Raw genomic sequence first — 25191 nt, 5'->3', positions numbered from 1 at the left:
CTCGAATGCGAAGAAATGGCGGCTTTGCTATATCCAGCGCGGAGGTGCGGATTTATCCTCTTGCGGGCGTTGAGCAAATGTGAATAAGAAAAAACTTTAGCTCCCAGGAAAGTGGGGTGTGAATCCCATTTTTCTTGCTCTACGCTGCGCCCCGTTTGTGTCGTCAGAAAGGTTACAGCTGTTGTTGCGCGCAGTACGTAGTGGCTTTGCCCTCGGTTGCAGCGGATCTCAGTGCGTCACCACGAGACACGCCAGTTGCATTCGGGGTCCCATGAATCGTCTTTGCTACCGCATCGTTTTCAACCGCTCGCGCGCCATGCTGATGGCCGTGGCGGAGACTGCCAGCAGTGTTGGCGCTGGCAGGAATGCTTCCGCTGCGCGCGGCTCGCGGAGCCTGCCGTCGATGCAGTGGCTCGCCATTCCGGCGATCAAGCTGGCGGTGTGGGCGTGCATGGGTTTGCCCGTTTTCGCTACGGCGCAGATCGTCGGCGATCCGAACTCGGGTGCGAACCGACCCACGGTGATCTCGACGCCCAATGGCCTGCCGCAGGTCAACATCACGCGCCCGTCCGGTGCGGGGGTCTCCACCAACCACTACACGCAGTTCGACGTGAACCGCGGCGGCGCGATCCTCAACAACTCGCCCACGGCCGTCAACACGCAGCAGGCGGGGTATATCAACGGCAACCCGAACCTGTTGCCCGGTGGCTCCGCGCGGATCATCGTCAATCAGGTCAACAGCATGTTGCCGAGCCAGCTGCGGGGTTACCTCGAAGTGGCGGGGCCCGGTGCGCAGGTGGTGGTTGCGAACCCCAACGGCATCCTTGTTGACGGTGCCGGCTTCATCAACACGCCGCGCGCCACGCTGACTACAGGTCTGCCGGTGTACGGCGGCCTCGGCAGCCTCGATGCGTTCCGGGTAACCGGTGGCCAGATCAACATCGAAGGCTCGGGCCTCAATACCGCGAACATCGATCAGGTAGACATCATCGCGCGTGCGGTGAAGGCTAACGCGGCGATCTACGCGAACAAGCTCAACGTGGTGGCCGGTGCCAATCAGGTCGACTACAACACGCTCGGCGCGACGGCCATTGCCGGTACTGGGGCCGCGCCCTCGGCAGGCATCGACGTGGCGCTGCTCGGTGGCATGTACGCTAACAAGATCATCCTCGCTTCGACGGAGCTCGGCGTGGGGGTCTCGCTGCGCGGCGTGGCCGCCGCGCAGGCCGGCGACTTCACGCTGACGTCCGAGGGCAAGATCATCCTGAACGGCCAGACCAATGCCAGCGGCAATCTCTCTGTCGTGGCACGCGATGGCATCGACAACAGCGGCACGACGTACGCCAAGGGTGCCATCGGCGTCCAGACCGATGGCACGCTGACCAACAGCGGCACGCTGGCGGCCCAGCAATGGCTCGGCGTGAACGCGCAGAACGTGGCGTCCACAGGCACGCTTGCCGCGGGCATGAGTGCCGACGGTACGTCCGTCGGTAACGCGGACCTTGCGCTAAGCGCCACCGGCGCACTGTCTGCCACGGGTCGCAACTCAGCCAGCGGTAATGTCGCGATTCACGGCGCAAGCGTCAGCCTTGCCGGCAGTCAGACCGCCGCCAACGGCGCTCTGACTGTCGCCGGAGGTGCTGTCGATCTGTCGGGCGCGAAGGTGCAGGCCGGCGGCGCGATCACCGTCAGCGCTGGTGCGTTGAACACGCGCCAGAGCACCGTCACGGGCAACACCGTTGCCATCACCGCGCAGTCGCTGGACAACACCAGCGGCCAGATCGAAGGCACCCAGCTTGCGGTCCAGACCAAGGGCGATCTGCTCAACGTTGGCGGCACGCTGAAGCAGACCGGTCAGGCCGACACCACGATCACCGCCGGTGGCAAGCTCGACAACACCGGTGGCACCATTGCCGCCAACGGCCAGAACCTGACTGTCATCGCCGCAAGCCTGATCAACGACCGTGGCCAGCTCTCCCACGCTGGCAGCGGGGCGCTCGCTATCACGAGCCAGGGCGCGGCCAGCAACGTGAGCGGTGTCATCCAGACCAACGGCGCGCTGGTGGCACGCCTCGGCGCACTCAACAACGCTGGCGGCACCGTGGCTTCGCAGAAGGCCCTGAGTCTCGCCGTCCAGGGCGCGCTGGACAACACGAACGCGACGCTGCACGCCCAAGATAGCCTCACGCTGCAGGCCGACGGCAAGCTCATCAACACCAGTGGCCGCATCGAATCCGCAGGCGCGCACGGCGCGCTGTCAGTGGCCGCCGCCAGCATCGACAACACTGCTGGCCGTATTGCCAATGCCGGCGATGGCGCGACGCAGGTCAGCGCACAGCAAGCGATCACGAACACCAGCAACGGCCTTATCGGCGGCAACGGCGCACTGGCGCTCAATGCCGGCACTGCGATCGTGAACGCAGGAACCATCACCGCCCGTGGCGACGCCACTGTCAACGCCCAGTCGCTGAACAACGACAACGGCGACCTGACCGCCAGCGGTGCGCTGCAAATTGCCAGCACGGGCGCGACCACCAACCGCAACGGCACGATCTCGGCCGCTGCCACCACCGTCAACGCGGGGTCGCTCGACAACGCCAATGGCTGGCTCGAAGGCGACCGCGTCAGCGTGGCGACCACGGGCGATCTGTCCAACCGCGGTGGCACGATCAGGCAGTATGGCCAGGACACCACCAGCCTCTCCGCAGGCGGCACGTTCGACAACACCAGCGGCACCATCGTTGCCAACGGCGCAAGCCTCGCCATCGACGCCAACGCCGTGGCCAACGACAGTGGCCAGATCTCCCACGCGGGCACCGGTGCTCTGAGCGTGACCAGCCAGCAGGCATTGACCAACGCAGCAGGCGTCATCCAGACCAACGGCGATCTGCAAGCGCGTGCGGCGACGCTGAACAACAACCAGGGCAAGCTCTCCGCACAAGGCAAGACAAGCGTCGTCACCGGCGGAAACGTATCGAACCAGCAGGGCAGCCTCTACGGCAACACCGGTCTCGACATCACCAGCGGCGGCACCATCGACAACGCAGGCGGCTCTGCGCAGACCGCCGGCGATTTGTCCGTATCCGCCACAGGCGCGTTGCTCAACACCGACGGCACGCTCGCGGCCAACGGTGCAAGCAGCAAATCGACCGTCACGGCCGCAAGCATCGACAACACGCGCGGCGCGCTGCTTAACGCTGGCGCTGGTGCCACGACCGTGACGGCAAGCACCACCCTGACAAACACAAGCGGCAGGATCGGCGCCAACGGCGACGTCACCGTCGCCGCGCAAATGCTCGCGAACAATGGCGGTCAGGTGGTCGCAGGCCAGGCGCTAGACCTGCAGGTCAACTCGCAACTCGACAACCGCAGCGGCACCCTCTACGGCCAGAGCCTGACCCTCAACCAGACCGGTGCGACGCTGAACAACGCCGGCGGTCAGGTACTCGGCGGCAAGGACGTCAAGCTGGGCGTGGCATCCCTCTCGAACCTCGGTGGTGCCGTCAAAGCCAATCAGGACGTCGCCGTCGCCGGCGCACTCTCCGGCAGCGGCACCATGATCGCGGGCCGCGATCTGACGCTCAATGTCGCGGGTGACTACACCAACGACGCTGCTAACCAGCTACACGCCAACGGCAATCTGAAGGTCGCGGCGACCGGCACGCTCACCAACACGGGTACGTTGGCGGCGGCAGGCGCGGTGACGGTCTCCGGCGCGAACGTAGTCAATGCCGCGTCCGCGGACATCAACTCGACCACCACCACGGTGACCGCCGGCAACGTTCTGTCGAACGCTGGCCGCATCGAAGGCGACACCGTACAAATCTCCAGCCCGACGACCCTCAACACCGGCACGGTCATCGGCAACAACGTTCAGGTACAAGGCACCGACATCACCAACAACGGCGCCTCGGCGCTGATGGCCGCCGTTCAGAACCTGAACCTCTACGCCACCAACTCGGTCCAGAACCTCGACGGCGCCACGCTCTACAGCGCCGGCAACCTTCAAATCGCGCGCGACGGCACACGTGATCCGAACACTGGCCTGCTCGCCAATCAGGTCAACACACTGATCAACCGCTCGGCCAACATCGAAGCCGACGGCGATATCGACATTGCCGCCAATCAGGTCAGCAACACGCGCACGAGCATCGTGACCACGGCGGGCACGCCGACGCAGACCGCAGCGCAGACCTTGACGCTCTGGCAAGGCGGCCTGTGGGGCATCGATCTGGCCATCCACACCAGCCTGACGTTCCCCCAGTGGAACTGGAATACACAGAGCGCGCAGGTCAGCACGCCGCAAACCAACGCGCTGCGTGCCCCGATCACGGTGACCGTTGATAAGGCGGACGTCAAGAACCTCGATCCGACAAACAAGACGCTATCGTTCGTCAAATCGCCCATCGAAGAGTACGTCGACCAGATTGCCACTCCGCAGTCGCCGTGCGATCAGGACACGGGTATCTGCACGCGCCCGATTGCTACGCGCCCGACACAGTACTACCAGTCCATTCAGGACAACGGCAGCACCTACAGCATCACGCTGTGGCCCGACTGGGATCCGAATATCCACATCCGGCCGGATGAGGTGAAGCAGGCCAACTTCGGCCACGACTACAACGAGATCAGCCGCACCACGATCACGATGACGGCGACCGACCAGCTCGTCAGCGCGACCGATGCGGCCAAGATTCAGGCGGCCGGCAGCATCCGCATCAACAGCAACAACGGCAACATCCTGAACCAGTCGTCCACCATGGCGGCGGGCGGCAATCTGATCCGCGTGGCCGCCAACGGCACGATTCAGGATGTCGGCACGGTGCTCCAGCAGACCGTTACCACGCAGGACACCTCCACCTACTACTGGCACCAGCGCACGGGCAGCAGTTCGGACACGCAGGTCGTCGCCTACCCCAGCGCGCCGCAGGCGCCAACGACAACGTCCGCACTGGCCGCGGTGGCCACCGCCAACCAGAACGTCCAGACCACAGCCCAGAACGTCACGGTCGCCTCGGTCAACACGGTCGGTGCAGCCGTGACCGGCAGCAGCGTATCGGGCGGCGGCGCGACGGGTAGTCAAGCCGCTGGCGCCACCGGTAGCGCGGGCGGTGCCACCGCAGTCGGCACGAGCACGGTGAAGGGCGTAGCCCAGACACTGGGTAGCCCGCAGGGCGGCATCCCCAACCTCACGCTGCCCACCAACGGCCTGTACCGCTTCCGCACTGCGCCCGGCGACACGTATCTGGTCGCGACCGACCCACGCTTCACGCAATACACCAACTTCATCTCCAGCGACTACATGCTGGGGGCACTAGGCCTCGATCCCCAGAAAACCCAGAAGCGCCTCGGCGATGGCTTCTACGAAGAGAAGCTGGTCCGCGACCAGATCACGCAGCTCACCGGCAAGACCTTCCTCAACGGCTACACCGACCAGCTCGAGGAATACAAGGCGCTGATGAACAATGGCGTCACGTATGCGAAGGCCTTTGACCTGACGTCGGGCATCGGCCTGACCGACGCGCAGATGCAGCAGCTCACCACCGACATGGTGTGGATGGTGTCGCAGGACGTGACGCTGCCGGACGGCACAGTCCAGTCGGTGCTGGTGCCCAAGGTCTATCTGGCGCAAGGTAACGCCGTCGACCTGAACAGCACCGGCGCACTGGTGGCGGGTAACACGGTGTCAATCAACGCTACCGGCACGGTGGACAACAGCGGCTCGATCGTCGGCAACCTGGCTACCCAAGTGGTGGGTACCGACATCATCAACCGCGGCGCCATCGGCGGCGCCGGCACGACCGTGGTCAGCGCCACGCAGGACGTCCGCAACCTCGGTGGCCGCATCGGCGGCCAGGACGTCGTCGTTGCCGCCGGCCGCGACATCGTCAACGACGCGCAAACGATCACGAACACCACGACGCTGGCGAACGGCAACAGCGCCAGTGCCACGGGAATCGGGGCGGTGGGCACCATTGCAGGTGCGAACAGTGTCGCCATGCTGGCCGGTCGTGACATCACAATGGCGGGCGGCTCGGTCAGCGCCGGCAACAACGCACTGCTCGCCGCAGGTCGCGACCTCAACATCGGCACGGCACAGCTTGGCACCACGCAGGACGCCACCGCTCACGGTGGTCAGGACTACCTGCACAACCAGACAGTCATCAATCAGGGCAGCACCGTGCAGGCCGGCGGCAGCATCACGGCGGTAGCCGGCCGCGATGCCACGCTGACCGCATCAGCCTTCAGTGCAGGCGGCGACACCGCGATCGTCGCCGGACGGAACACGACAATAACCGCAGCGATGGACACGAGCACGCAGTCCTCTGGCGCCCTCAGCAACAAGGCCTCGCAGTTCACGCAATCGTCTTATGACGAAGGCACGCGCGCCGCGTCGATCGAGGCCGGTGGCAACGTGACCCTCGGCGCGGGGCAGGCGGGCATCGTGGGTCAGATCCTTCAGGCCAATGGCATTGCCCCAACCCAGCTTGACGGTAGCGCTACCGGCAACGTGTCGGTGTTGGGCTCCGGTGTCACGAGCAAGGAGGGCACGGTGAAGCTGGTCGCCACCGGCGACGTCAACGTAGGCGTCGTGAACGAACAGCACAGCGCCGACAGCTGGTCGCATACCGAAAGCTCCGGCTTCATGTCAAAGAAGGAAACGACCGAGAAGACCAGCTCGCGCGACAGCGTCGCCGTCGGCTCCGTCGTGTCAGGCGAGTCCATCACCGGCAGCGCCGGCCGCGACATGACCATCGCGGGCTCGACAGTTGCCGCGACCGACGACGTCACGCTGCAGGCCGGCCGCAATCTCACCATCACCACTGCGGAAAGCACCAGCGAAAGCGACACCTACTCGCACACCAAGGCCACCGGCTTCGGTGCCACCGGCGGTGGCCTGTCCTATGGCATGAAGGACCAGAAGGACACGACGCACGACAGCTCGGTCACGCAGACTGGCAGCCTGGTCGGCAGCACCGAAGGCAACGTCAGCCTGAAGGCGGGTAGCACGCTGCAGATCACCGGCAGTCAGGTCATTGCGGCAAAGGATCTGACCGGCGTAGGCGCCGACGTCATCATCGATGCCGCCGCGGGCAGCGAGCACCATGACGAAACCCACGAAATCAAGCAGACAGGACTTACGCTCGGCGTGAGCGGCGGTGCCCTCGGCGCAGCCATCAGCGCAGGTCAGAAGGTCAACTCGGGCACGAAGAGCGAAGACGGCCGAGCCTCGGCGCTGTGGGGCATTGCCGCAGGTCGCGACGCGTACGACGCCGCAATGGGCGCTGGCGCGGCGATGAACGCACTGGAGAAAGGCAAGGGTCCGGAGGGCACCGCCATCACGTTGTCATTCGGTACCAGCCAGAGCAAGAACACGCTCACGCAGGACAGCACCACCCACACCGGCTCGAACGTGCAGGCCGGCGGCACCGCCACCTTCATCGCCACCGGCGTGGATGCGGATGGCAACAAGACCGCAGGCAACCTGAGCATCATCGGCTCCGATATTGCCGCCACGAAGGTCGGTCTGGGCGCGAAGGGTGACGTCAACATCGTCTCGGCCACAGACACCTACGAGAACCACACCACCAACAAGTCCAGCAGCGGCAGCATCGGCGTGTCCTACGGCGCGCAGGGCTGGGGTGTCTCGGTATCTGGTCAGATGAGCAAGGGCAACAGCGATACCGTTGGCACCACGCAGGTCAACAGCCACGTCACCGGGAGCGAGTCGGTGACGATCGTATCCGGCAACGATACGAACATCCTCGGTGGTGTGGTCAGCGGCGGCAAAGTCTCCGCCGACATCGGCGGCAACCTGAACCTCGCGAGCCGCCAGGACACAGAAGAAAGCCACGCCGAACAAAAGAGCGCAGGCGGGGGCCTGAGCATCAGCCAGGGCGGCGGCGCCAGCGGCTCGTTCTCGGCGTCGAAAGGCAAGGCTGACAGCAGCTACGCCAACGTCACCGAGCAGTCCGGCATCCTCGCTGGCGACGGCGGCTTCGACATCAACGTGAAGGGCAACACGGACCTCAAGGGCGCGATCATCGCGAGCACGGCGACCGAGGACAAGAACAAGCTGACGACTGGCACGCTGAGCTGGAGCGATATCGAGAACAAGTCCGACTACAGCAGCACGTCAATGGGCGTCACCGGCGGCCTGACGTTCGGCCAGAAGGTCGTGGACAAGACAAGCGGCCAGACTTCAGGCAAGAACACCGGCGGCGTCAGCCCCATGATCCCGCAGCACGAAAGCGGTAGCCAGCACGGTGTAGCGCAGTCAGGCATCGCCGCCGGAACGATCACGATCACCGATCAGGCTAACCAGAATCAGGACATCGCCGCGCTCAATCGAGACACGGCCAACACCAACGCCACGGTCGGCAAGGGCCCCGACCTGAACAACGTCCTGGGCAAACAGGCCGACATGATGGCGGCGGCGCAGGCGGCCGGGGAGGCGGTGGCGAAGACGGTCGGTGATGTCGCGGGTAGCCAACTTAAGAAAGCTGAGGCTGAACAAACCAAGGCCGCGCAGGCCTACAAAGAGAACCCCTCGGAGGAGAATGGTGCTGCGCTGGCGCAGGCCAATGCAGACGTCGCAGGCTGGAAGGAGGGCGGAGCATACCGCGCGGCACTGCACGCCGCCGGCGGCGCCATGATCGCCGGCCTCGGCGGTGGCAACGCCATTGCCGGCGCAGTCGGTGCCGGGCTGTCATCGCTCTCCGCGGAAAAGCTCGCGTCCCTCGGCAAGTCAGTGGAGAGCGGCGTCAACAGCGGCAACAAGGACCTGGACGAAGCCATCGGCAACCTCGCGGCCAATCTTGCGGCTGGAGGAATCGGCGCCGCGGTGGGTGGTGGCTCAGGGGCGGCAACGGCTGCGAACGCCGATCGGTTCAACAGACAGTTGCATCAGAGAGAGTACGACTTTGCCAAAAAGAATGCGAAAGTACTGGCCGACCAACTCGGCATCTCCGTCGAGGATGCGGAAGGTCGGATAGTCGCGGAGATCCTCAGAAACTCCGATAAGCAGACGGCGGATGAGGCCGGCGGCAAGCATGATTATGAAGTCCGTAAAATTATCGGTTGCCAAAATCTAAACTGTGGCGGATCGAGCGATGCAAATTATACGAACCACGATTTTAATAACCAATTGATTATCTCGAATCAGCCGGGATACGAAAGAGGGCAATCGCAATTGGGGAGCGGTCAGACTTACAATCAGTTGGTCAATTCGAATATTGCGAAAGACCCTGTCGGTACGACGATTGCCGGTATAGGGATGATCGGGCTCGGATATTTGACTGGAGGCAGCGGAACCGCTGTGGGTGTGAAGTTGTTCGGTGCTGGAGTTGGTGCCGCCGCGAACTATGCCTTTCAGTCTGGAAAAACAGATTGGATCGATGTCACCATTGCCGCAGGGACCGGATTCATCACGACGGGATCAGGATTTGGCTCTTCGATAATAACGAATACTGGCGGGTCTCTTTTCGGGTCCGCCATAAAAGGGGAAAATCCGAACGCTGGCATGGCCGGCGCGGCCTTCAGTACTGCTGCTGGATACGGATTGGGAAAGACGATTGAAACTATCGGTGGAAAGGTGGTTGATCCACGAGGATGGTGGACGCCGGATTGGATTGAATTGAATTACGGGATAACCAAGTGGAATGCGCCAAGTCCGCTCCCTGGAGCCGCAGCTGGTGTGGGATCGGCGATTTTTCAGGAACCTACTGGCAATGCGATAAAAAATTTAGTCCAAGGAATGCAGAAATGAAAATCGCATACGCGCTATCTATACGTCAAATTATTGCAATAATTTTAATTTTTACTTTTGCAATTATGGCTTTTCTTGTTGCGGGAGATATGGTGGTCATTCCGGCCATCAACGAAATGGCTCGTGATATTTCGGTCAGAAATTGGTGCGGATTTTTGGCTAAGTGTACCGATGGGGCTAGGCCATCGTTGGTGGAGTATATATATAGCGGTGAATTTTGGAGAAATTCTATCGATTTCGGAGTGTTCTGGGTAAGGCTCATAAAATCCGCAGTCATTGGGTTGTTATTTGGGGTCGGTTGGGCTCTTGTGATCATGTTTAAGCGGTGAGCTTGTAGGCTTCTTCTTTTACTTCGAGATGCTCCCAAACCAGTATCAAGTTGCATTCACATCAACTCGTGCATAGATATTTCAGAATCGGATTGGATTTTGATGATCACGGGCAATGGTATCTCGATCAGCCTACGAATGAGAATGGAACTGAACTCGTCACCGGAACCTTCTGGAGAGGGAAGCGCTGGACGTCATCGACCGCGCTTAAGACCAAGGTGAGGCAAGAAGGACATCCGGTGAGCTTCTCGCACAGTGGGGCTTCCGAATACATCGTCTCTAAGACACTCATGGATGTGTTGCGGGATGCATTGCCGGAAAACAGCCTGCAAGGCATTCCAGTCGTAATCGAAGATTACGACGATCCATATGAAATATTGAATGTTCTTGATGTAGTCGATTGCGTGGATGAAAGTCGTTCTGATTTTTCTATATGGGCGCCAGAAGATGGTCGCCCCGAGATGGTTGGGGAATACAGAATGAATGTTCTAAAAATAGATGCCATAAAAACTAACAATCACGAACTATTTCGGATTGCTGGATGGCGAATAGCATTAATCTGCTCCGAGCGAATCCGTAATTTGTTGGTGAAAAATGGTGTGACGGGCGTCCGTTTTATGCCGGTCGACTGATAGCCCTCGTACAGGGGAGTCTAAGAAGCTGAGAGCCTGTACTTGCTGGCCTTCCAGTGATACTAACGATCTTCGCAAGTATTACTTATCAGTTTGTTAAAGAGTTGAGGGCAGTGCGTAGCAAGGAAGGGGAAGAATCAAGGTGGCAAGATGCCACGAGTGATAAGAAGAGGGGTTAAGGGCCGCAATGAATATTCGTACGCCACTGTCCGGGCGCGGTAAAAGAAGAAATCTCCGCTTGCGGTATAAAAATTATCATTATTAAAAAATTAATGAGATTCTAAAGAAAACTAAATGCTCTCTGGCGACCCAAGTACGTTCGCAATTTGGTGTGATTCCGTCGATTCATGGTCGAACGAAAAATTCAACAATGGATGTTTCGGTTACATCATTAGTGGTGCTTTCATATGGTCCACGCGATCCACGCTTGGCGATGACCTCGCAGGGCTGTGTGGACTGTCCTGCATGAGTAATTCCGCAGAGGATGGCGTTCTATTCGAAATGTCGGGGAGTGAGAGCTATGCGGAACTGTATAAGCGTGCCTATCCAGAAATGGAATCGGGTGCCGAAAATAATGATTTCAGGCATGTGGCGGCTCCGATGAGTCTTCTGGATGAGGGGTATACCATCTTTCTGGTGGAATCGGGTGAGCAAGGAAGGCTTCTATACGGACGGGATGGAATGGAGAATTTCATTGGAGAAGTTCTCTTGAGGCGCGGAGAGTTTCAAGCGGTGGTGAGAGAGGCGGATGGTAGATTTACAAAATGGGGAGCACTCGCTGTGCGGATTTGAATATCACTGAGTCTTCTTGAATTGAGGGGTATTAATCGATCGTGAGTGATGTAGATCTATTTCTGCGTCTTCGTTCTCATAGCGAGCGTCCCAATGCCGTCTATTGGGTTTTGGGTGAAAAGGTGCTCGAATCACTGGTTGGGTATTCCAGAAACTGATCCGGTTCGTGACTGGCGTTCCGACAAAAAATGACGCGATGAAAGAGAGCGACACTTTTGAACTATCCAAACCTGCCGAAGCCGAGGTAGTTGGAGAGGCTCGCACCGTAGTTTTGCCGGCCGGCACTGTCGTTACCGTGGTTCTGGTATTTGGGGAGCCAAGTTCACCTGTGGCGTATGAAGTAGAGGCGTTCTTGCAGGATGACGATGTTTATGTGCTTGCCACAATAGAAGCAAAAAATAGATACCATAAAAACTAACGATCACGAACTATTTCGGGTTAAGGGATGGCGGATAGCATTAATTTGCTCCGAACGAATCCGTAATTTGTTGGTAAAAATGGTGTGACGGGCGTCCGTTTTACGCCGGTCGACTGATAGCGCTCGCATAGGGGGATCCGTAGAAGCTGAGCCCCAACCCAAGGACTTACGAAACGACGATTTATCGGAGTTGGGAAATTAGGTGCTGAGATCTCGGGGGAATACGATGGAAGCGCCTACTGTCACTATGTAAATTTGAGCACTTTCTTTGCAAGCTTGAGAGAAGTTTGATAAATGGCGATGTAAAAGCCAAACATGCTGATGTTCCAAAACCAAAACCAACTCGCATCCGCCATCGCGATCGGCATCGCGTGTTACGCCTCGGCCACCAACGCCCAGGTCCCGCCTACTCCGGGTCAATCCGCCGCCCTGAACAACGCAGAACAGGACCAACGAACGCGTCAGCAGCAAGAAGCCCGCGAGCGCGCCGCGATCGTCGACGCACGCGCGGTTCGCGCAGAGGAAATCGCGAAAGCAGAGCATCCGATCCTCCCCAAGGAAGCCCCATGCTTCCGCATCGAGCATCTCAAGCTCGAAGTCCCCAAAGACCTGCCTGCCAACCTGCAGGCTAGCGGCGCTTCAGCGCTCCCCATGGATCCCTTCGCCTTCGCCCAACAGTGGCTGGACCACTACCAAGGCGAATGCATCGGCAAACAAGGCGTCGGGATGTTGGTGCAGGGACTCTCGCAGACCATCCTGTCGAGAGGCTATGTCACCAGCCGTCTACTGGTGCCTCAGCAGGACTTGTCCTCGGGAACGCTAACGCTCGCGCTGATCCCAGGCGTAATCGGAGAAATCCGATTCAGTGACCCCGACCTATGGGGCACGTGGAAGAACGCATTCCCGACATCAGCAGACGAGCTGCTGAATCTCAGAGAGCTCGAGCAAGGCCTCGAGCAAATGAAGCGGGTCACCAGCCAGGATATCCAGATGCAAATCGTTCCGACATCGACACCCGGACGTAGCGACGTCCTGATCTCGGTCAAGCGAGGCAAGCCATGGACGCTGGTAGCCTCCGTCGACAACTCCGGCTCCCGTTCCACAGGCAAGTGGCAAGGCAACGTCAGCGTCGGCATCGACAACCCGCTAGGCCTGAGCGACATCTTTAACGTCGGCTACAACCAGGACCTGATGTTCAGCAACAAGGACCACGGCACGCGCGGATGGAATGGCTTTTACTCGATCCCGTGGGGCTACTGGACCGCGACGCTTTCAGCCTACAGCAGCAACTACTTCCAGCAGATCGCCGGCGTGAACACGACGTTCGTGTCGAGCGGTAAATCAGAGAACGTAGATCTGAAGCTCCACCGCGTGTTGAGCCGCAGTCAGGACGATGTCTTCGGCATGCAATTCCGACTGACCCGCCGCTTCGGCAAGAGCTATATCGAAGACACGGAAATCCCCCAACAGCGCCGCAACAACACGATCCTCGAGCTCGGCGTGACCGACCGCCATTACTTCGGCCAATCGCAACTCGATGCCACGCTGTCCTACCGCCAAAGCGTCGGCGCGCTGGGCGCGCAGGACGACACGATGGCATCGGAAGGTGGCCCGACGTGGCGCTATCGCATGATGGTCCTCGACGCCAACCTATCAGTGCCCTTCAAAGTCGCCGAACAAGCTTTTCGCTACGTCACCACAGTACGAGGCCAATTCACTAACGATCGGCTGTTTTATGTCGATGACCTAACGATAGGCAGCCGCTACACGGTGCGCGGCTTCGACGGAGAAAGCCAGCTTGCTGGCGAGCGAGGGTTCTATTGGCGCAACGAGCTGCAGGCACCGCTGGGAGCCAGCAACCAAGCGCTCTACGTCGGTCTGGACTATGGCCGCGTCTACGGCCCCTCAACCGAAGCACTGGTCGGCACTCAACTGGCCGGCGCAGTCATCGGAATGCGAGGCGGAGTCGGATTCCAGAAGTTCGGCGGCGTGTCGTACGACGTGTTTCTTGGCATGCCGGTGTACAAGCCAGAGCAGTTCCACACGGCAGCAGTGACAGCAGGATTGCAGGTGGTTTATCAGTACTAATAGAAAAGCGGTATCGCGGTCGTAAAACTAAAAAGCAACACCTCGGCACTGCCAAACATGCCGATTTACATTATCGACGGGGTAAAAATGAAAAATAGAACGTATAGCAGTCTCCTCCTTGTCCTGCTGGCCACTGGGTGCAGTCTCATGCCGCAGCCGACGCTCCATCTCAAGCAGGAGCAGCCCACCTATGATCCTGCCGTGTCGGCGCGCGTCCGCTTCCTTTCCGGAAACGGTACGGCAGATGCGGATTTTTGGCCGCAGAAGGCGTGCTATCGGACACCGGGTTTGCGCATCGACCCCGATGTCGTGCATGTCAACACCGAGAGCGGCTGGAGTTACTCTGCGACCAGCACCACCATCGGCATGCCGCAGAGCCCGCGCGAATACATGCGTTTCGAGGGACTGACCTTCAAGGATTTCATCAAGGAACAGGTGGTTGCCGGCAACAAGCCGATCACCGTGAAGCTCATGGCGTTTGGCCACAATTCGAGCTGCAAGCCGCCTGCTGTCACCTTCACGCCAGCGGCTGGGGTTGATTACGACATCTTCATGGCGTGGCAGGCAGGGCGATGCAGGGTCGCCATTCAACGCATCGACGCAAGCGGTTTGGATGATCCGATTCTTCCGACGCTCGCGAAAGAGTGTGAGCCGATTGGTCCAGCGGGTTAAGACTCACCCCTAGGACATCTCCGAAGTCCCCATCGCAGCGGTCAATTCTGTCGTTGCGATGTTGTGATCTTCATCAAGTGTGACAGACCACAACACTGGTAGCTTCCGTCGATCGTTCCAGCTCACATCGACGCAGCCGCCGTGGAAAACGTACTCATTGTCCGCACCTCCTCAATGGGGGATCTGATTCACGCATTGCCTGCGATCACCGAACTCAAGACGCACCATCCCCATGTGCGAATTAGTTGGATGACCGAAGAGGCGTTCGCAGATATACCCCTGCTGCATGCAGGCGTGAGTGACGTCATTCCAATCGCTTGGAGGCGATGGAGGAAGCAACTGGCACATAGACAAACGTGGCGCGAATTCTACGAATTGCGGAAACGACTACGTGCCAGCCAATGGACATTGGTTTTGGACTGCCAGGGCTTGTTCAAGAGCGCCGCGTTTGCCTCCCTCGCTGGAGCACCGATCGTCGGATACGACCGCAGAAGCGTGCGTGAATCCGCAGCGTGTCTGTTCTACGAGCGAGCGCACTCGGTAAGCTGGCAACTGCCTGCCGTAGAGCGTAACCGGCAGCTCTTTGCCGCCGCGTTCGGATATCAAGTGGAAGGTGCACCGGACTTCGGCCTGATGCCCGGCGCGCGACCATCGTGGCTCGATGCAGGGCGTTACGCCTTGATGCTGCATGCCACCAGCAAGGCTTCGAAAGAATGGCCTGAATCGATGTGGATCGAGCTTGGCAAGCGCCTTTACGCTGAGCAAGATTTCAAGGTCGTGTTGCCGTGGGGCAGCGCCGCCGAAAAGGCCCGATCGGAAAGACTCGCGAGTGCCATCCCCGATGCGAGGGTAGCGCCGCGCGTTGGCCTGAAGGACGCGGCGCCCCTGATCGGACACGCGTCCGTCGTCATTGGCGTGGACACAGGACTCACGCATATGGCCAACGCCTTGAAAGTGCCGCTGGTCGCCATCTACACGGATACCGACCCGGCCAAGACAGGCGTAGTGGAGACCCCGCGCGCCATCAATCTCGGAAACATCGCGCATTGTCCGACCGTTGAGGAAGTATGGCAGGCGATGCGCACGGTACAGTCTGTAGCGGTTCAACAAGACGAACAGCATGCTGAAGCGCTTTGTTGAACGCCTTCGCACCGCCGGATTCGTGGTCGTCGTTCTCGCAACCCTGATCTGGTCCCACCCACGTGGCAGGTTCGACGATGACACGGTATGAAGGCTAGCTGACGATTCGGCGTTCCACATTTCACCCCGCGGTGAAGCATCCGATGCCGTCACGTGCCATCATGCAGCGTAACTCCCATCCCATACCAAAAAAGGAGACCGCCCCATGATCGCCGTCATCTTTGAAGTCCAGCCCGCCGAAGGCAAGCAGAACGCTTACCTCGACATTGCCGCGACGCTCAAGCCCATCCTCGAAACCATCGACGGCTTTATCTCCGTCGAGCGGTTTCAGAGCCTGACCAACCCCGGCAAGATCCTCTCGCTGTCGTTCTTCCGTGACGAGCAGGCCGTCATGGCATGGCGCAACACGTTCGAGCACCGGCGCGCGCAGGAAGCCGGCCGTGGTGGCGTGTTTGCCGGATACCGCCTGCGCGTGGCGCAAGTGCTGCGCGACTACGGCATGGATGAGCGGGAACAAGCTCCCGCCGACAGCCGCACCGTCCACGATCGTTAATCGCGAGCCATGACCAGCATGTCCCTCGAACTCTACGTCTTCATTGCGTTTACGTTTCTCCTCGCTGGCTTCGTCAAAGGCGTGGTCGGCCTGGGCCTGCCCACGGTAGCCGTCGGCCTGCTCGGCCTGACCATGCCACCCGCGCAGGCCGCGGCGCTGTTGGTCGCGCCATCGATGGTCACGAACATCGTGCAGTTGTTTAGCGGTCCGCGTTTCGGCCAGCTGGTGCGCCGTCTGTGGCCGATGTTGGTCATGATCTTCGCAGGCACGATCGCATGCGCCGCGCTGGTGCCCGCAAAGATGATGGCCAATGCCACGCCCGCCCTCGGTGTCGCACTGGTGCTCTACGCCTTGATGGGCCTCGCAGCCGTCAAGCTCAATGTGCCGCCCACCGCCGAACGCTGGCTGGCACCGATCATCGGCTTCGTCACCGGCTCGATCACCGCCGTGACCGGCGTATTCGTGATCCCAGCGGTGCCGTATCTGCAAGGTCTCGGTCTGGACCGGGAGAGCCTGGTACAGGCGCTAGGCCTGTCGTTCTCGATTTCGACCGTCGCGCTGGCAATCAGCCTCGCCATGAACGGCGAGTTACTGCACACCCCGGTGCTGTGGACCTCCGCACTAGCGCTGGTGCCCGCACTCGGCGGCATGTTCCTGGGCCAGTGGCTGCGCCATCGCATCAGCCCGGAGCGCTTCCGCAAGCTGTTTTTCTCCGGCCTGCTGATTCTGGGCGCCGAACTGTCGTTGCGCGGCATCCTCTGACGTTGGACGCCGCAAATAGCTGACACATTGCTTCCGCAAACTGGTGCACGATAGCTGGCGTGACATCTGTCGTGACACGGAATCGGGAGGCAAGTCGGCATGAAGCGGCGCTCGGGCAGCACCAAACTGTGGACAACGCTGGGCAAGCAGGCCGCACGTAGCGCGCGGAAACTGCAGCGCAGCGTCACGGATTCGGTCTTGCGCACCGCGCGCCAGCAAAGCAGCGCGGTCGGCAAGGCCGTGGGCGACGCCGCACGGCATGCCCTGTCCGGCGTGGCGACGCCCGCGCGTGCGCCGGTCAGTCGCGCCGGCGGTGTCTGGGAAGAGGGCATCTGGGGCTTCGGTTTCGGGCTCGGGCACACGCAACGCCGCTACCGTTTATATGTACCTCCGGGCGTCAGCGCGGCGCGCCCCGCACCATTGCTCGTGCTGCTGCACGGTTGCGGGCAGGACGCCGCGAGCTTCGCGGCCAGTACCCGCGTGGCATCTGTCGCGCGTGACGCACGTTGGATCGTGCTGATGCCCGAGCAATCGGTACAGGCCAACGCGCAACGCTGCTGGACGTGGTTCAGCCCCGGCACGCGTGGCGCGGCAGAAGCCGCCTTGCTGATGTCCATGGTCGACCATGTCTGCCGTCGTTACGCGGTGATTGCCGATCGCGTCTGCGCGATGGGCTTGTCCGCCGGCGGTGCCATGGCGATGCTGTTGGGCCTGCGCTATCCGGACCGCTTTGCCGGCATCGCCTCGCATTCGGGCGCGGCGCCGTACACCGCGACCAACGCCGCGCAGGCTACGCGCGCCATGCGTGGCGAACGCAGTGCCGACGCCGGCGCGGCCAGGCTGGCACTGGTAGGCCGCCGGCCGCCACCATTGGTGCTGTTGCATGGGGATGAGGACACCCTCGTGACCTATGACAGCGCGACCACCGCCGCCGCGTTATGGCTCGAATTGATGCCGGCTGATGGCGGCCCCGCGGAAGCGCTACCGATCAAACGCATCCGTCGTGGCACACGCCGCGCCATCGAAGTGCTGGACTGGCAGGCGCACGCCGACGCCCATTCCGCTGCCAACGGTGTCATCCATCCTTATGTGCGATTGGTCAAGGTGGAAGGCCTGCGCCATGCATGGAGCGGTGGCGCGCCGGGGCAGGCGTTCTCCGACCCGACCGGGCCCGATGCGCTCAAGATCGCGCTGCGCTTCTTCTCGGTGAACGGTCGCGGCGTTATTTAATCGGTGCCAACCGGTTCGAAGACGACGTCGCCGGTGGGGCATGCCACGCACGGCAGGATGTAGCCGTCTTCTTTCTCGTCCAGGCTCAGCCCCGGCCATTCCACCCGATAGCGCACGCTACCCGCATGCAGCTTGCTGAGGCACGCGCGACAAGTGCCATTGCGGCACGAGCTCGGCAGACGCATGCCATCGAGCAGCGCGGCTTCCAGCAGGCTGAGTCCAGCCGGTGCTTCGAAGCGCGTGCCGGATGGCAGCACGGTGGCGCTGTAAATAGCGTCGTCAGCCATTGTCATCATCAGGAAAACGCGCACGCCCGTGCGTGGCATCGCGCAGCGTGTCGATGGCCTGCGCGCGCATCGTCGCCGGCAACTTGATGTCCAGCCGAGCCAGCGCGCCATACGTGGTGTCGGCGAGTGAACAACCCTGCGCGGCGGATTGGTCGAGCCAGCGGCGCACACGCGGTTCGTCGGCGTAGTCGATCTCGATAGCGAGCGTGGCATACGCGATGCGCTCGATACGTTCAGCCTGCTTCAGCGCCGCGGCAATCGCATCGGTATAGGCGCGCACCAGCCCACCCGCGCCGAGTTTGATGCCGCCGTAGTAACGCACGACCGTCGCCAATACGCCATCGAGGTCATGATGGCGCAGTACTTCAAGAATCGGTCGCCCGGCGGTGCCGGAGGGCTCGCCATCGTCGGACATGCCCGACTGGCCGCCCGCCAGCAGGGCCCAGCAGACATGCGTCGCGGTGGGATGCTCGGCGCGCAGCCGTTCGATCTCGACCATGGCGGCATCGCGATCGGCGACGGCAATGGCCTGGGCGATAAAGCGGCTTTTGCGGATATCGATTTCCGCGTGAACCGTGGAGGCGAGCGTGTAGGTTGGCAAGACGGTGGGAACGGCAGGAGTTCAGGGGTGCAGTGTAACGCTGCAATCGAACCCCGCCGTGCGACTCTACGCGTTTGCGTGCGCGGCATCGGCCGAAGCTGACCGCAGGCGTTGCGGATTTTGTTACGCTTGCAACCTGATGCGCCAGTCAAGCCACAGTCAATCCACAAACCGGCGCCAATACATTTGCCCGCAAATCCTCCCCACCCATCATGACCTCTCAGGCCCCCGACGAACGCCGCATGGCGCCCGCGACCGAACGCAATCGTGAACCGATCCTCGCTGTATTGCGTGATGTGTTGCCCGCCACCGGCACTGTGCTCGAGGTCGCGAGCGGTACTGGCCAGCATGCTGTGCACTTCGCTGGTGCGCTGTCGGGGCTCGACTGGCAACCCAGCGATCCCGATGCCACCTCGCGTCATTCCATCGCCGCGTGGACCGCGCACGCGGGCCTGACCAACATTCGGCCGCCGCTCGCGCTCGATGTGCAGCGCCGCCCGTGGGGCATCGAGCGTGCGGATGCGATCGTCTGCATCAACATGATCCATATCTCGCCATGGGCCTCGACGCAGGGGCTGTTTGCTGGTGCCGAGGAGATACTGGCCAAGGGCGGCGTGCTGTTCCTGTACGGGCCGTACCGTCGCAATGGCGAACACACGGCCCCGACCAATGCCGCGTTCGACGAGCAGTTGCGCGCGGCCAATGCGGATTGGGGCGTCCGCGACATGGAAGCCGTTATCGCGCTCGGCGCGGCGCATGGCCTGCAATGCGAGGCGCAACTGCCAATGCCAGCCAACAACTTCAGTCTGGTGTTCCGGCGCTAAAACAGGCGGGGGAAAGGCAGGCTATTGCCCAGCCTTACCGACCCTTCCGCAATCCGAAGTTCACAGCGGTCGGGGTTGGCGGGTAGATTTGATGGCATCGAACAGCCGGCAACCCTTATATGTCTTTTCCCTCCCGTCCCAGCCGCCCCAGTCGTCCACTTGAAGGCATTACCGTCGTTTCCCTGGAACAGGCGATTGCCGCGCCGTTCTGCACGCGCCAGCTTGCCGACCTCGGCGCGCGGGTGATCAAGATCGAGCGGCCGGGTCCGGGCGACTTCGCCCGCGCCTACGACTCGCGCGTGCGCGGGCTGTCGTCGCACTTCGTATGGACCAACCGATCGAAGGAAAGCCTCTCGCTCGACGTCAAGGCGCCCGAGGCCGCGCCGTTGCTGGACGCGTTGCTGGCCAAGACCGACGTGCTCGTGCAGAACCTTGCCCCCGGCGCGTCGGCGCGGCTCGGCCTGGATTTCGAGACGTTGTCCAAGCGCTATCCGCGCCTGATCGTCTGCGATATCTCCGGTTATGGCGGCGATGGCCCGTATCGCGACAAGAAGGCATACGACCTGCTCGTGCAGAGCGAGTCGGGTTTCGTGTCGGTGACCGGCACGCCGGAGGAGGGCGTCAAGGCGGGCGCATCGGTGGCCGATATCGCGGCCGGCATGTATGCGTACAGCAATATCCTGGCGGCGCTGATCGAGCGTGGGCAGTCCGGCCGTGGCAAGCATCTGGACGTGTCAATGCTGGAGTCGATGGTCGAATGGATGAGCTTCCCGATGTACTACGCGTTCGAGGGTGCTGCGCCGCCGCCGCGCGCGGGCGCCGCGCATGCCACGATCTATCCATATGGCCCGTTTCCGACCGGCGACGGCAAGACCGTCATGCTCGGCCTCCAGAACGAACGTGAATGGGCGGTATTCTGCGATGCCGTGCTCGGCGAGCCGACACTGACGACCCATCCAGACTTCTCGAGCAATTCGCTGCGCAGCGCCAATCGCGCCCCGCTGCGCGCCCATATCGTCGAAGCCTTCTCGCGCCTGACCGCGGAGCAGGTGGTCGAACGGCTCGAGCAGGCCAAGATCGCCAATGCCAACGTCAACACCATGGCCGACGTCTGGCAGCACCCGCAACTGGCCGCGCGTGACCGTTGGCGCACGATCGACTCGCCGGTCGGTCCGTTGCCTGCGCTGTTGCCCCCCGGTCAGACCGATGCATGCATGAACGCGGTGCCGGCTGTGGGCCAGCATACCGATGCCATCCTCGCTGAACTCGGCTACGCGGCCGACACGATCGCAGACCTCCACGCCCGCGAGGTGGTCTGACATGGTCGCGCGCAGCTACCTGTTTGTGCCGGCTTCACGGCCGGACCGCATCGGCAAGGCGATTGCCGCTGGCGCGGACGCTGTCATCGTGGATCTGGAGGATGCGGTAGCGCCGGAGGCCAAGGATGCCGCGCGATCCGGATTGATTGCCGCCTGGTCCGTCCTCCGAGCGCAGGCCGATGCCGCCTCAGTCGGGCTGCTAGTGCGCGTGAACGGTGACGATACTGCGTGGTTCGCCGACGATATTGATATTTGCGCACAGTTGCAGGTTGCTGCGGTGGTCCTGCCAAAGGCCGACCCCGCTGCGCTGGCGGACTTCCGCAAGAGGTTACCAACGACCCCTTGCCTTGCCCTGCTGGAAACCGCCGCCGGGTTTGACGACTTACGCACCGTGGCGCGCGCGCCCGGCGTCGAGCGCCTGCTGTTCGGCAGCATCGACCTGATGGCCGATCTCGACGTCGCTGATGACGGCGCGCCGCTCGACTACTTCCGCAGCGCGCTGGTCGCCGCTTCGCGTGCTGCAGGCCTGCCGGCGCCCGTGGACGGCGTCTGCACCGCCATTGGCGACGCCGAGGCACTGGCCGCTGACACCGCACGCGGACGCCGCTTTGGCTTTGGCGCCAAACTGTTGATCCATCCGAATCAGGTGCACGGCGTACATGCTGGGCTGGCTTCCGCGCCAGAAGCCGTGGCCTGGGCCCGGCGCGTGGTCGAGCAAGCCGCCGCCGCCAATGGCGCAGCCATCGCCGTGGACGGCAAGATGGTCGACAAGCCCGTGCTCGATCACGCACTCCGCATCCTTGCTGCGGTGGGTCGGCAGTCGGCTGGCTAACGCGCAATTAAATGCGCATCTCGGCACCCTGGCGGGTATCAAAATCCCGTCAAGTCGGGGCCCGGCTCATCATTGCGACGCAATAACCAGGCACCCAACGGCAAAGCCGCAGGGAAAAAGCGAATAATGCCATTCGGGTTTTCCTTTATAAGGGGTTAGCCTGATTTCTTGCGTTTTGCCGGTCAGATGAAAGGCGTTTGTAATGAGAGTCGGTTTGAATGACGCTCGGAAGATCATGCGTAGTCATCAGCAAAAACATATTGCAGCGGGGTTCCCGGGATAAAAGGCGTCGAAAAAGAAAATTCCCATTCCGGTGCACCGTTCGGCTCGCATGGTCGTTTACCTCTGACCGTTGTCGACCTCGAGCCAGATTGATCGTGCATTTTCCTGTTTCCCGTGCTGCCGTGGCGATGCTGCTGGCCCTGGCGGCCACCGGTGGGCGCGCTGCCAGCCAGCCCATGCCGCCCGACGGCCCCTGCATCGCACCGCCTCTCAAGGCGGCGCTCACGCTCGCGCAGGCGCGCCTGGACGCCCAGCGCTGCAATCGCGACATTATTTCCGCGCGACGTACCGAAGAAGCCAGCCAGGCCGATATCGAAATCGCCTCGCAGCGGCCGAATCCGGTGCTGAGCGTCGGCGTCGCCAATATCAACCAGACCTATGGCATCGGCTCGGGCAATCTGCGCAACAAGACGATGGATTCCACGTTCCGCGTCGATCAGACCATCGAAACCGCCAACAAGGGCAACCTGCGCGTAGATGCCGCGCGCAAGTCCAGCGTTGCCGCGGGCGAGCAGGTTCAGGCCGTTGCGGCCCAGCAGCTGGGCGCCGTGGATCAGGCCTGGTACGAAGCCGTGGTCAGCCAGGAACGTGTGGAAGTCCTGAACGAGATGGTCGGCCTATACGGTCGCACTCAACAGGCCAACGAAGTCCGCCTCAAGGCTGGCGATGTGTCGCGCGCGGACGTAACCAAACTCCAGCTGGATACGCTGCGCGCGCAAAACGATCTGCGCGCCGCGATGGCGGACCACGCCCGCGACAAGGCCGCGCTGGCCGCCGCGATGGGCGTGCCGGGCACGCTCACCGACAATCACCTGATTCCCGACTGGCCCACGCTTGATACCCCCGTGCCGCCGATCGATCCGGAAACGCTGCAGCGCCGTCCCGACGTGACCGCCGCCGAAGCGCGTCTGGCGGCGGCCGCGGCCAGCCGCGACGTGGCGCGCGCGGGCCGCGTGCCCGACGTGACGGTGGGCGCGCAGTACGAGCACTATCCGATCTCGCAGACCAACCAGACCGGCAGCGGCAACAGCTGGGGCGTGTTTGTCTCGATTCCGCTGTTCGTGCGTCACAGCTTCGGCGGTGAAGCACGCCGTGCCGAGGTCGATTACTACGCGGCGCTCGACGATCGCAATCGCATCCTGCTGGAGGCGCAGAACGACATCGAGCGCCTGCGCGCGCAACTGGAGTCGTCGCGCGCCACGCTGAAGCAGATGCGCGAAGCCGTGCTACCGGCGGCCGAGAGCGTCGCCAACAGCGCGGAATTCGCCTATGGCAAGGGCGCATCCGGCGTGCTCGACCTGCTCGATTCGCGCCGCGCGCTGCGCCAGACCCGTCTGGATGCCGTGGAGGCACAGGGCGATTACGCCAAGGCACTGGCTGCCTACCGCACGGCCCTGCAGGCCACCAATACCGATATCAACAAGCTTCCCCAGGTCCGTACCGATGCGTCGCGTCAATAACAGCATGCAGAGATTTACCGAGATGTCCGTCCTGTCCCGCGTCGGCGTGGCCCGGCTCGCCGCCGTCTCGCTGTGCGCGCTTGCGCTCGTGGCGTGCGGCAAGAAGGCCGTGGAAGAGAACGACGACGACCCCAAGGTCAGCGGGCAGACCATCACGTTCCCGGAAAGCGTTCGCACGCTGCCCGGCATCGCCAGCGCGTCCATCAAGGTCGGCGGCGAGCGCATGCTCAGCATGCCGGGCCGGTTGGTGTGGGACGAGGACAAGACCGTGCGCATCAGCTCGCCATTCGCGGGCCGCGTCACCGAGATCCTCGTGTCCCCCGGCACCGCGGTGAAGATGAATCAGCCGCTGGCATTGTTGACCTCGCCGGACTTCGGCGTGGCGCAGGCCGATGCACGCAAGGCTGCGGCGGATAGCGCCTATGCGCAGAAGTCGCTCACGCGCCAGCGCGAACTCTACGATGCCGGCGTCATCGCGCAGAAGGACTTCGAGCAGTCGCAGGCCGACAGCGCGCGCGCAATGGCCGACCAGCAGCGCACGCAGGCCGCGCTGCGCATGTACGGCACCGGCAGCGACATCGTCAACCAGAAGTTCTCGCTGCGCAGCCCGATCGAGGGTCTGGTGGTCGAGCGCAATATCAACCCCGGTCAGGAGCTTCGTCCCGACCAGCCGCCCGCGTCGCCGTTGTTCCTGATTACCGATCCGAGCACGCTGTGGGCGCAGCTGGACGCCACCGAGGCGGACCTCGCGCTGTTCAAGCCCGGCGTCACCGTCAAGCTGACCAGTGCCGCTTATCCGGGCGAGACGTTCCCCGGCACCGTGGTCAAGGTGGCCGACTACGTCGATCCGGCATCGCGCAGCGTGAAGGTGCGACTGGTCGTGCCGAATGCCGACCGCCGCCTGAAGGCCGAAATGTTCGTTACGGCCAAGTTGCAGGCCGCATCGTTCAAGGGTATCGCGGTACCGTCGAAGGCTGTGTTCCTGGCCGACAACAAGAACTACGTGTTCGTGCGTCCGTCGCAGAACGTGTTCGAGCGCCGTCAGGTGACGCTCGGCGTGTCGCTGCCCGGTACCACCGAAGTGCTCGAGGGGCTCAAGGATGGCGAAGTCGTCGTGACCGACGGCAACCTGTACCTGCAGGAAATCCTGCGCGATGCCACCGCCGTCAACAGCGCACGCGCCGCCGGCGCCAAGCAGTGA

The 25191-nt window shown here is 62.1% G+C and carries 18 protein-coding genes; 16 read left to right on the top strand and 2 right to left on the bottom strand.

The features are described from left to right. Positions 1 to 271 precede the first annotated feature (271 nt). From LDO41_RS25735 to LDO41_RS25685, 11 genes are all read left to right on the top strand, one after another. On the top strand, positions 272 to 9769 hold the full coding sequence (locus LDO41_RS25735; RefSeq protein WP_223993510.1) for a hemagglutinin repeat-containing protein: 9498 nt from the start codon (positions 272 to 274) through the stop codon (positions 9767 to 9769). Next, the gene (locus LDO41_RS25730; RefSeq protein ID WP_223993508.1) at positions 9766 to 10098 is read left to right on the top strand and encodes a hypothetical protein; all 333 of its coding nucleotides are present in this window, start codon (positions 9766 to 9768) and stop codon (positions 10096 to 10098) included. The genes LDO41_RS25735 and LDO41_RS25730 overlap by 4 nt, the downstream gene beginning before the upstream one ends. Positions 10099 to 10190: 92 nt before the next feature. After that, positions 10191 to 10730, top strand: a complete 540-nt coding sequence (locus tag LDO41_RS25725; protein ID WP_223993507.1) for an imm11 family protein — start codon at positions 10191 to 10193, stop codon at positions 10728 to 10730. A 294-nt stretch (positions 10731 to 11024) separates the two neighbouring features. Next, positions 11025 to 11522: an Imm42 family immunity protein gene (locus tag LDO41_RS25720; RefSeq protein WP_223993505.1), complete on the top strand. Its 498-nt coding sequence runs from the start codon at positions 11025 to 11027 to the stop codon at positions 11520 to 11522. 166 nt (positions 11523 to 11688) lie between these two features. Beyond that, positions 11689 to 11940 (top strand): hypothetical protein, encoded by a 252-nt coding sequence (locus LDO41_RS25715; RefSeq protein ID WP_223993503.1) that lies wholly within the window; start codon positions 11689 to 11691, stop codon positions 11938 to 11940. Between the two features lie 315 nt (positions 11941 to 12255). Beyond that, a complete protein-coding gene (locus tag LDO41_RS25710; protein ID WP_223993501.1) occupies positions 12256 to 14028 on the top strand; it encodes a ShlB/FhaC/HecB family hemolysin secretion/activation protein in 1773 nt (590 codons plus the stop codon). A gap of 147 nt (positions 14029 to 14175) precedes the next feature. Beyond that, a complete protein-coding gene (locus LDO41_RS25705; protein ID WP_223993499.1) occupies positions 14176 to 14700 on the top strand; it encodes a hypothetical protein in 525 nt (174 codons plus the stop codon). Between the two features lie 141 nt (positions 14701 to 14841). Next, positions 14842 to 15840 (top strand): lipopolysaccharide heptosyltransferase I, encoded by a 999-nt coding sequence (waaC, locus tag LDO41_RS25700; RefSeq protein WP_223993498.1) that lies wholly within the window; start codon positions 14842 to 14844, stop codon positions 15838 to 15840. Positions 15841 to 16045: 205 nt separating this feature from the next. Continuing rightward, positions 16046 to 16393, top strand: a complete 348-nt coding sequence (locus LDO41_RS25695; protein WP_223993497.1) for an antibiotic biosynthesis monooxygenase family protein — start codon at positions 16046 to 16048, stop codon at positions 16391 to 16393. Between the two features lie 9 nt (positions 16394 to 16402). Then, on the top strand, positions 16403 to 17155 hold the full coding sequence (locus tag LDO41_RS25690; RefSeq protein WP_223993496.1) for a sulfite exporter TauE/SafE family protein: 753 nt from the start codon (positions 16403 to 16405) through the stop codon (positions 17153 to 17155). 99 nt (positions 17156 to 17254) lie between these two features. Then, positions 17255 to 18385 carry an extracellular catalytic domain type 1 short-chain-length polyhydroxyalkanoate depolymerase gene (locus LDO41_RS25685; protein ID WP_223993495.1) on the top strand — a complete coding sequence of 377 codons (1131 nt, stop codon included), beginning with the start codon at positions 17255 to 17257 and terminating at the stop codon, positions 18383 to 18385. On the opposite strand, the gene LDO41_RS25680 is transcribed toward LDO41_RS25685, so the two are convergent. Beyond that, complete coding sequence (locus LDO41_RS25680; RefSeq protein WP_223993494.1) at positions 18382 to 18681, bottom strand: 2Fe-2S iron-sulfur cluster-binding protein; 300 nt, start codon at positions 18679 to 18681, stop codon at positions 18382 to 18384. The genes LDO41_RS25685 and LDO41_RS25680 overlap by 4 nt on opposite strands. After that, complete coding sequence (locus tag LDO41_RS25675; protein WP_223993493.1) at positions 18665 to 19273, bottom strand: IMPACT family protein; 609 nt, start codon at positions 19271 to 19273, stop codon at positions 18665 to 18667. The genes LDO41_RS25680 and LDO41_RS25675 overlap by 17 nt, the downstream gene beginning before the upstream one ends. A 212-nt stretch (positions 19274 to 19485) precedes the next feature. Between LDO41_RS25675 and LDO41_RS25670 the strand changes: the two genes are divergently transcribed. The 5 genes from LDO41_RS25670 (at position 19486) to LDO41_RS25650 (ending at position 25191) form a co-directional block, all read left to right on the top strand. After that, positions 19486 to 20097 (top strand): DUF938 domain-containing protein, encoded by a 612-nt coding sequence (locus LDO41_RS25670; protein ID WP_223993492.1) that lies wholly within the window; start codon positions 19486 to 19488, stop codon positions 20095 to 20097. A gap of 119 nt (positions 20098 to 20216) precedes the next feature. After that, positions 20217 to 21416, top strand: a complete 1200-nt coding sequence (locus LDO41_RS25665) for a CaiB/BaiF CoA transferase family protein (RefSeq protein WP_223993491.1) — start codon at positions 20217 to 20219, stop codon at positions 21414 to 21416. Between the two features lies 1 nt (position 21417). Then, the gene (locus tag LDO41_RS25660) at positions 21418 to 22248 is read left to right on the top strand and encodes an HpcH/HpaI aldolase/citrate lyase family protein (RefSeq protein ID WP_223993490.1); all 831 of its coding nucleotides are present in this window, start codon (positions 21418 to 21420) and stop codon (positions 22246 to 22248) included. Between the two features lie 377 nt (positions 22249 to 22625). Beyond that, positions 22626 to 23990, top strand: coding sequence for a TolC family protein (locus LDO41_RS25655; RefSeq protein WP_377743520.1), 1365 nt, complete (start codon positions 22626 to 22628; stop codon positions 23988 to 23990). A gap of 22 nt (positions 23991 to 24012) precedes the next feature. Then, complete coding sequence (locus tag LDO41_RS25650) at positions 24013 to 25191, top strand: efflux RND transporter periplasmic adaptor subunit (RefSeq protein WP_223993489.1); 1179 nt, start codon at positions 24013 to 24015, stop codon at positions 25189 to 25191.

The organism is Cupriavidus pampae, from assembly GCF_914271485.1.
In the GTDB taxonomy this organism is placed as follows: domain Bacteria; phylum Pseudomonadota; class Gammaproteobacteria; order Burkholderiales; family Burkholderiaceae; genus Cupriavidus; species Cupriavidus pampae.
The sequence above is the reverse complement of the archived record's forward strand: the minus strand, read 5'-3'. Positions and strand labels throughout refer to the sequence as shown.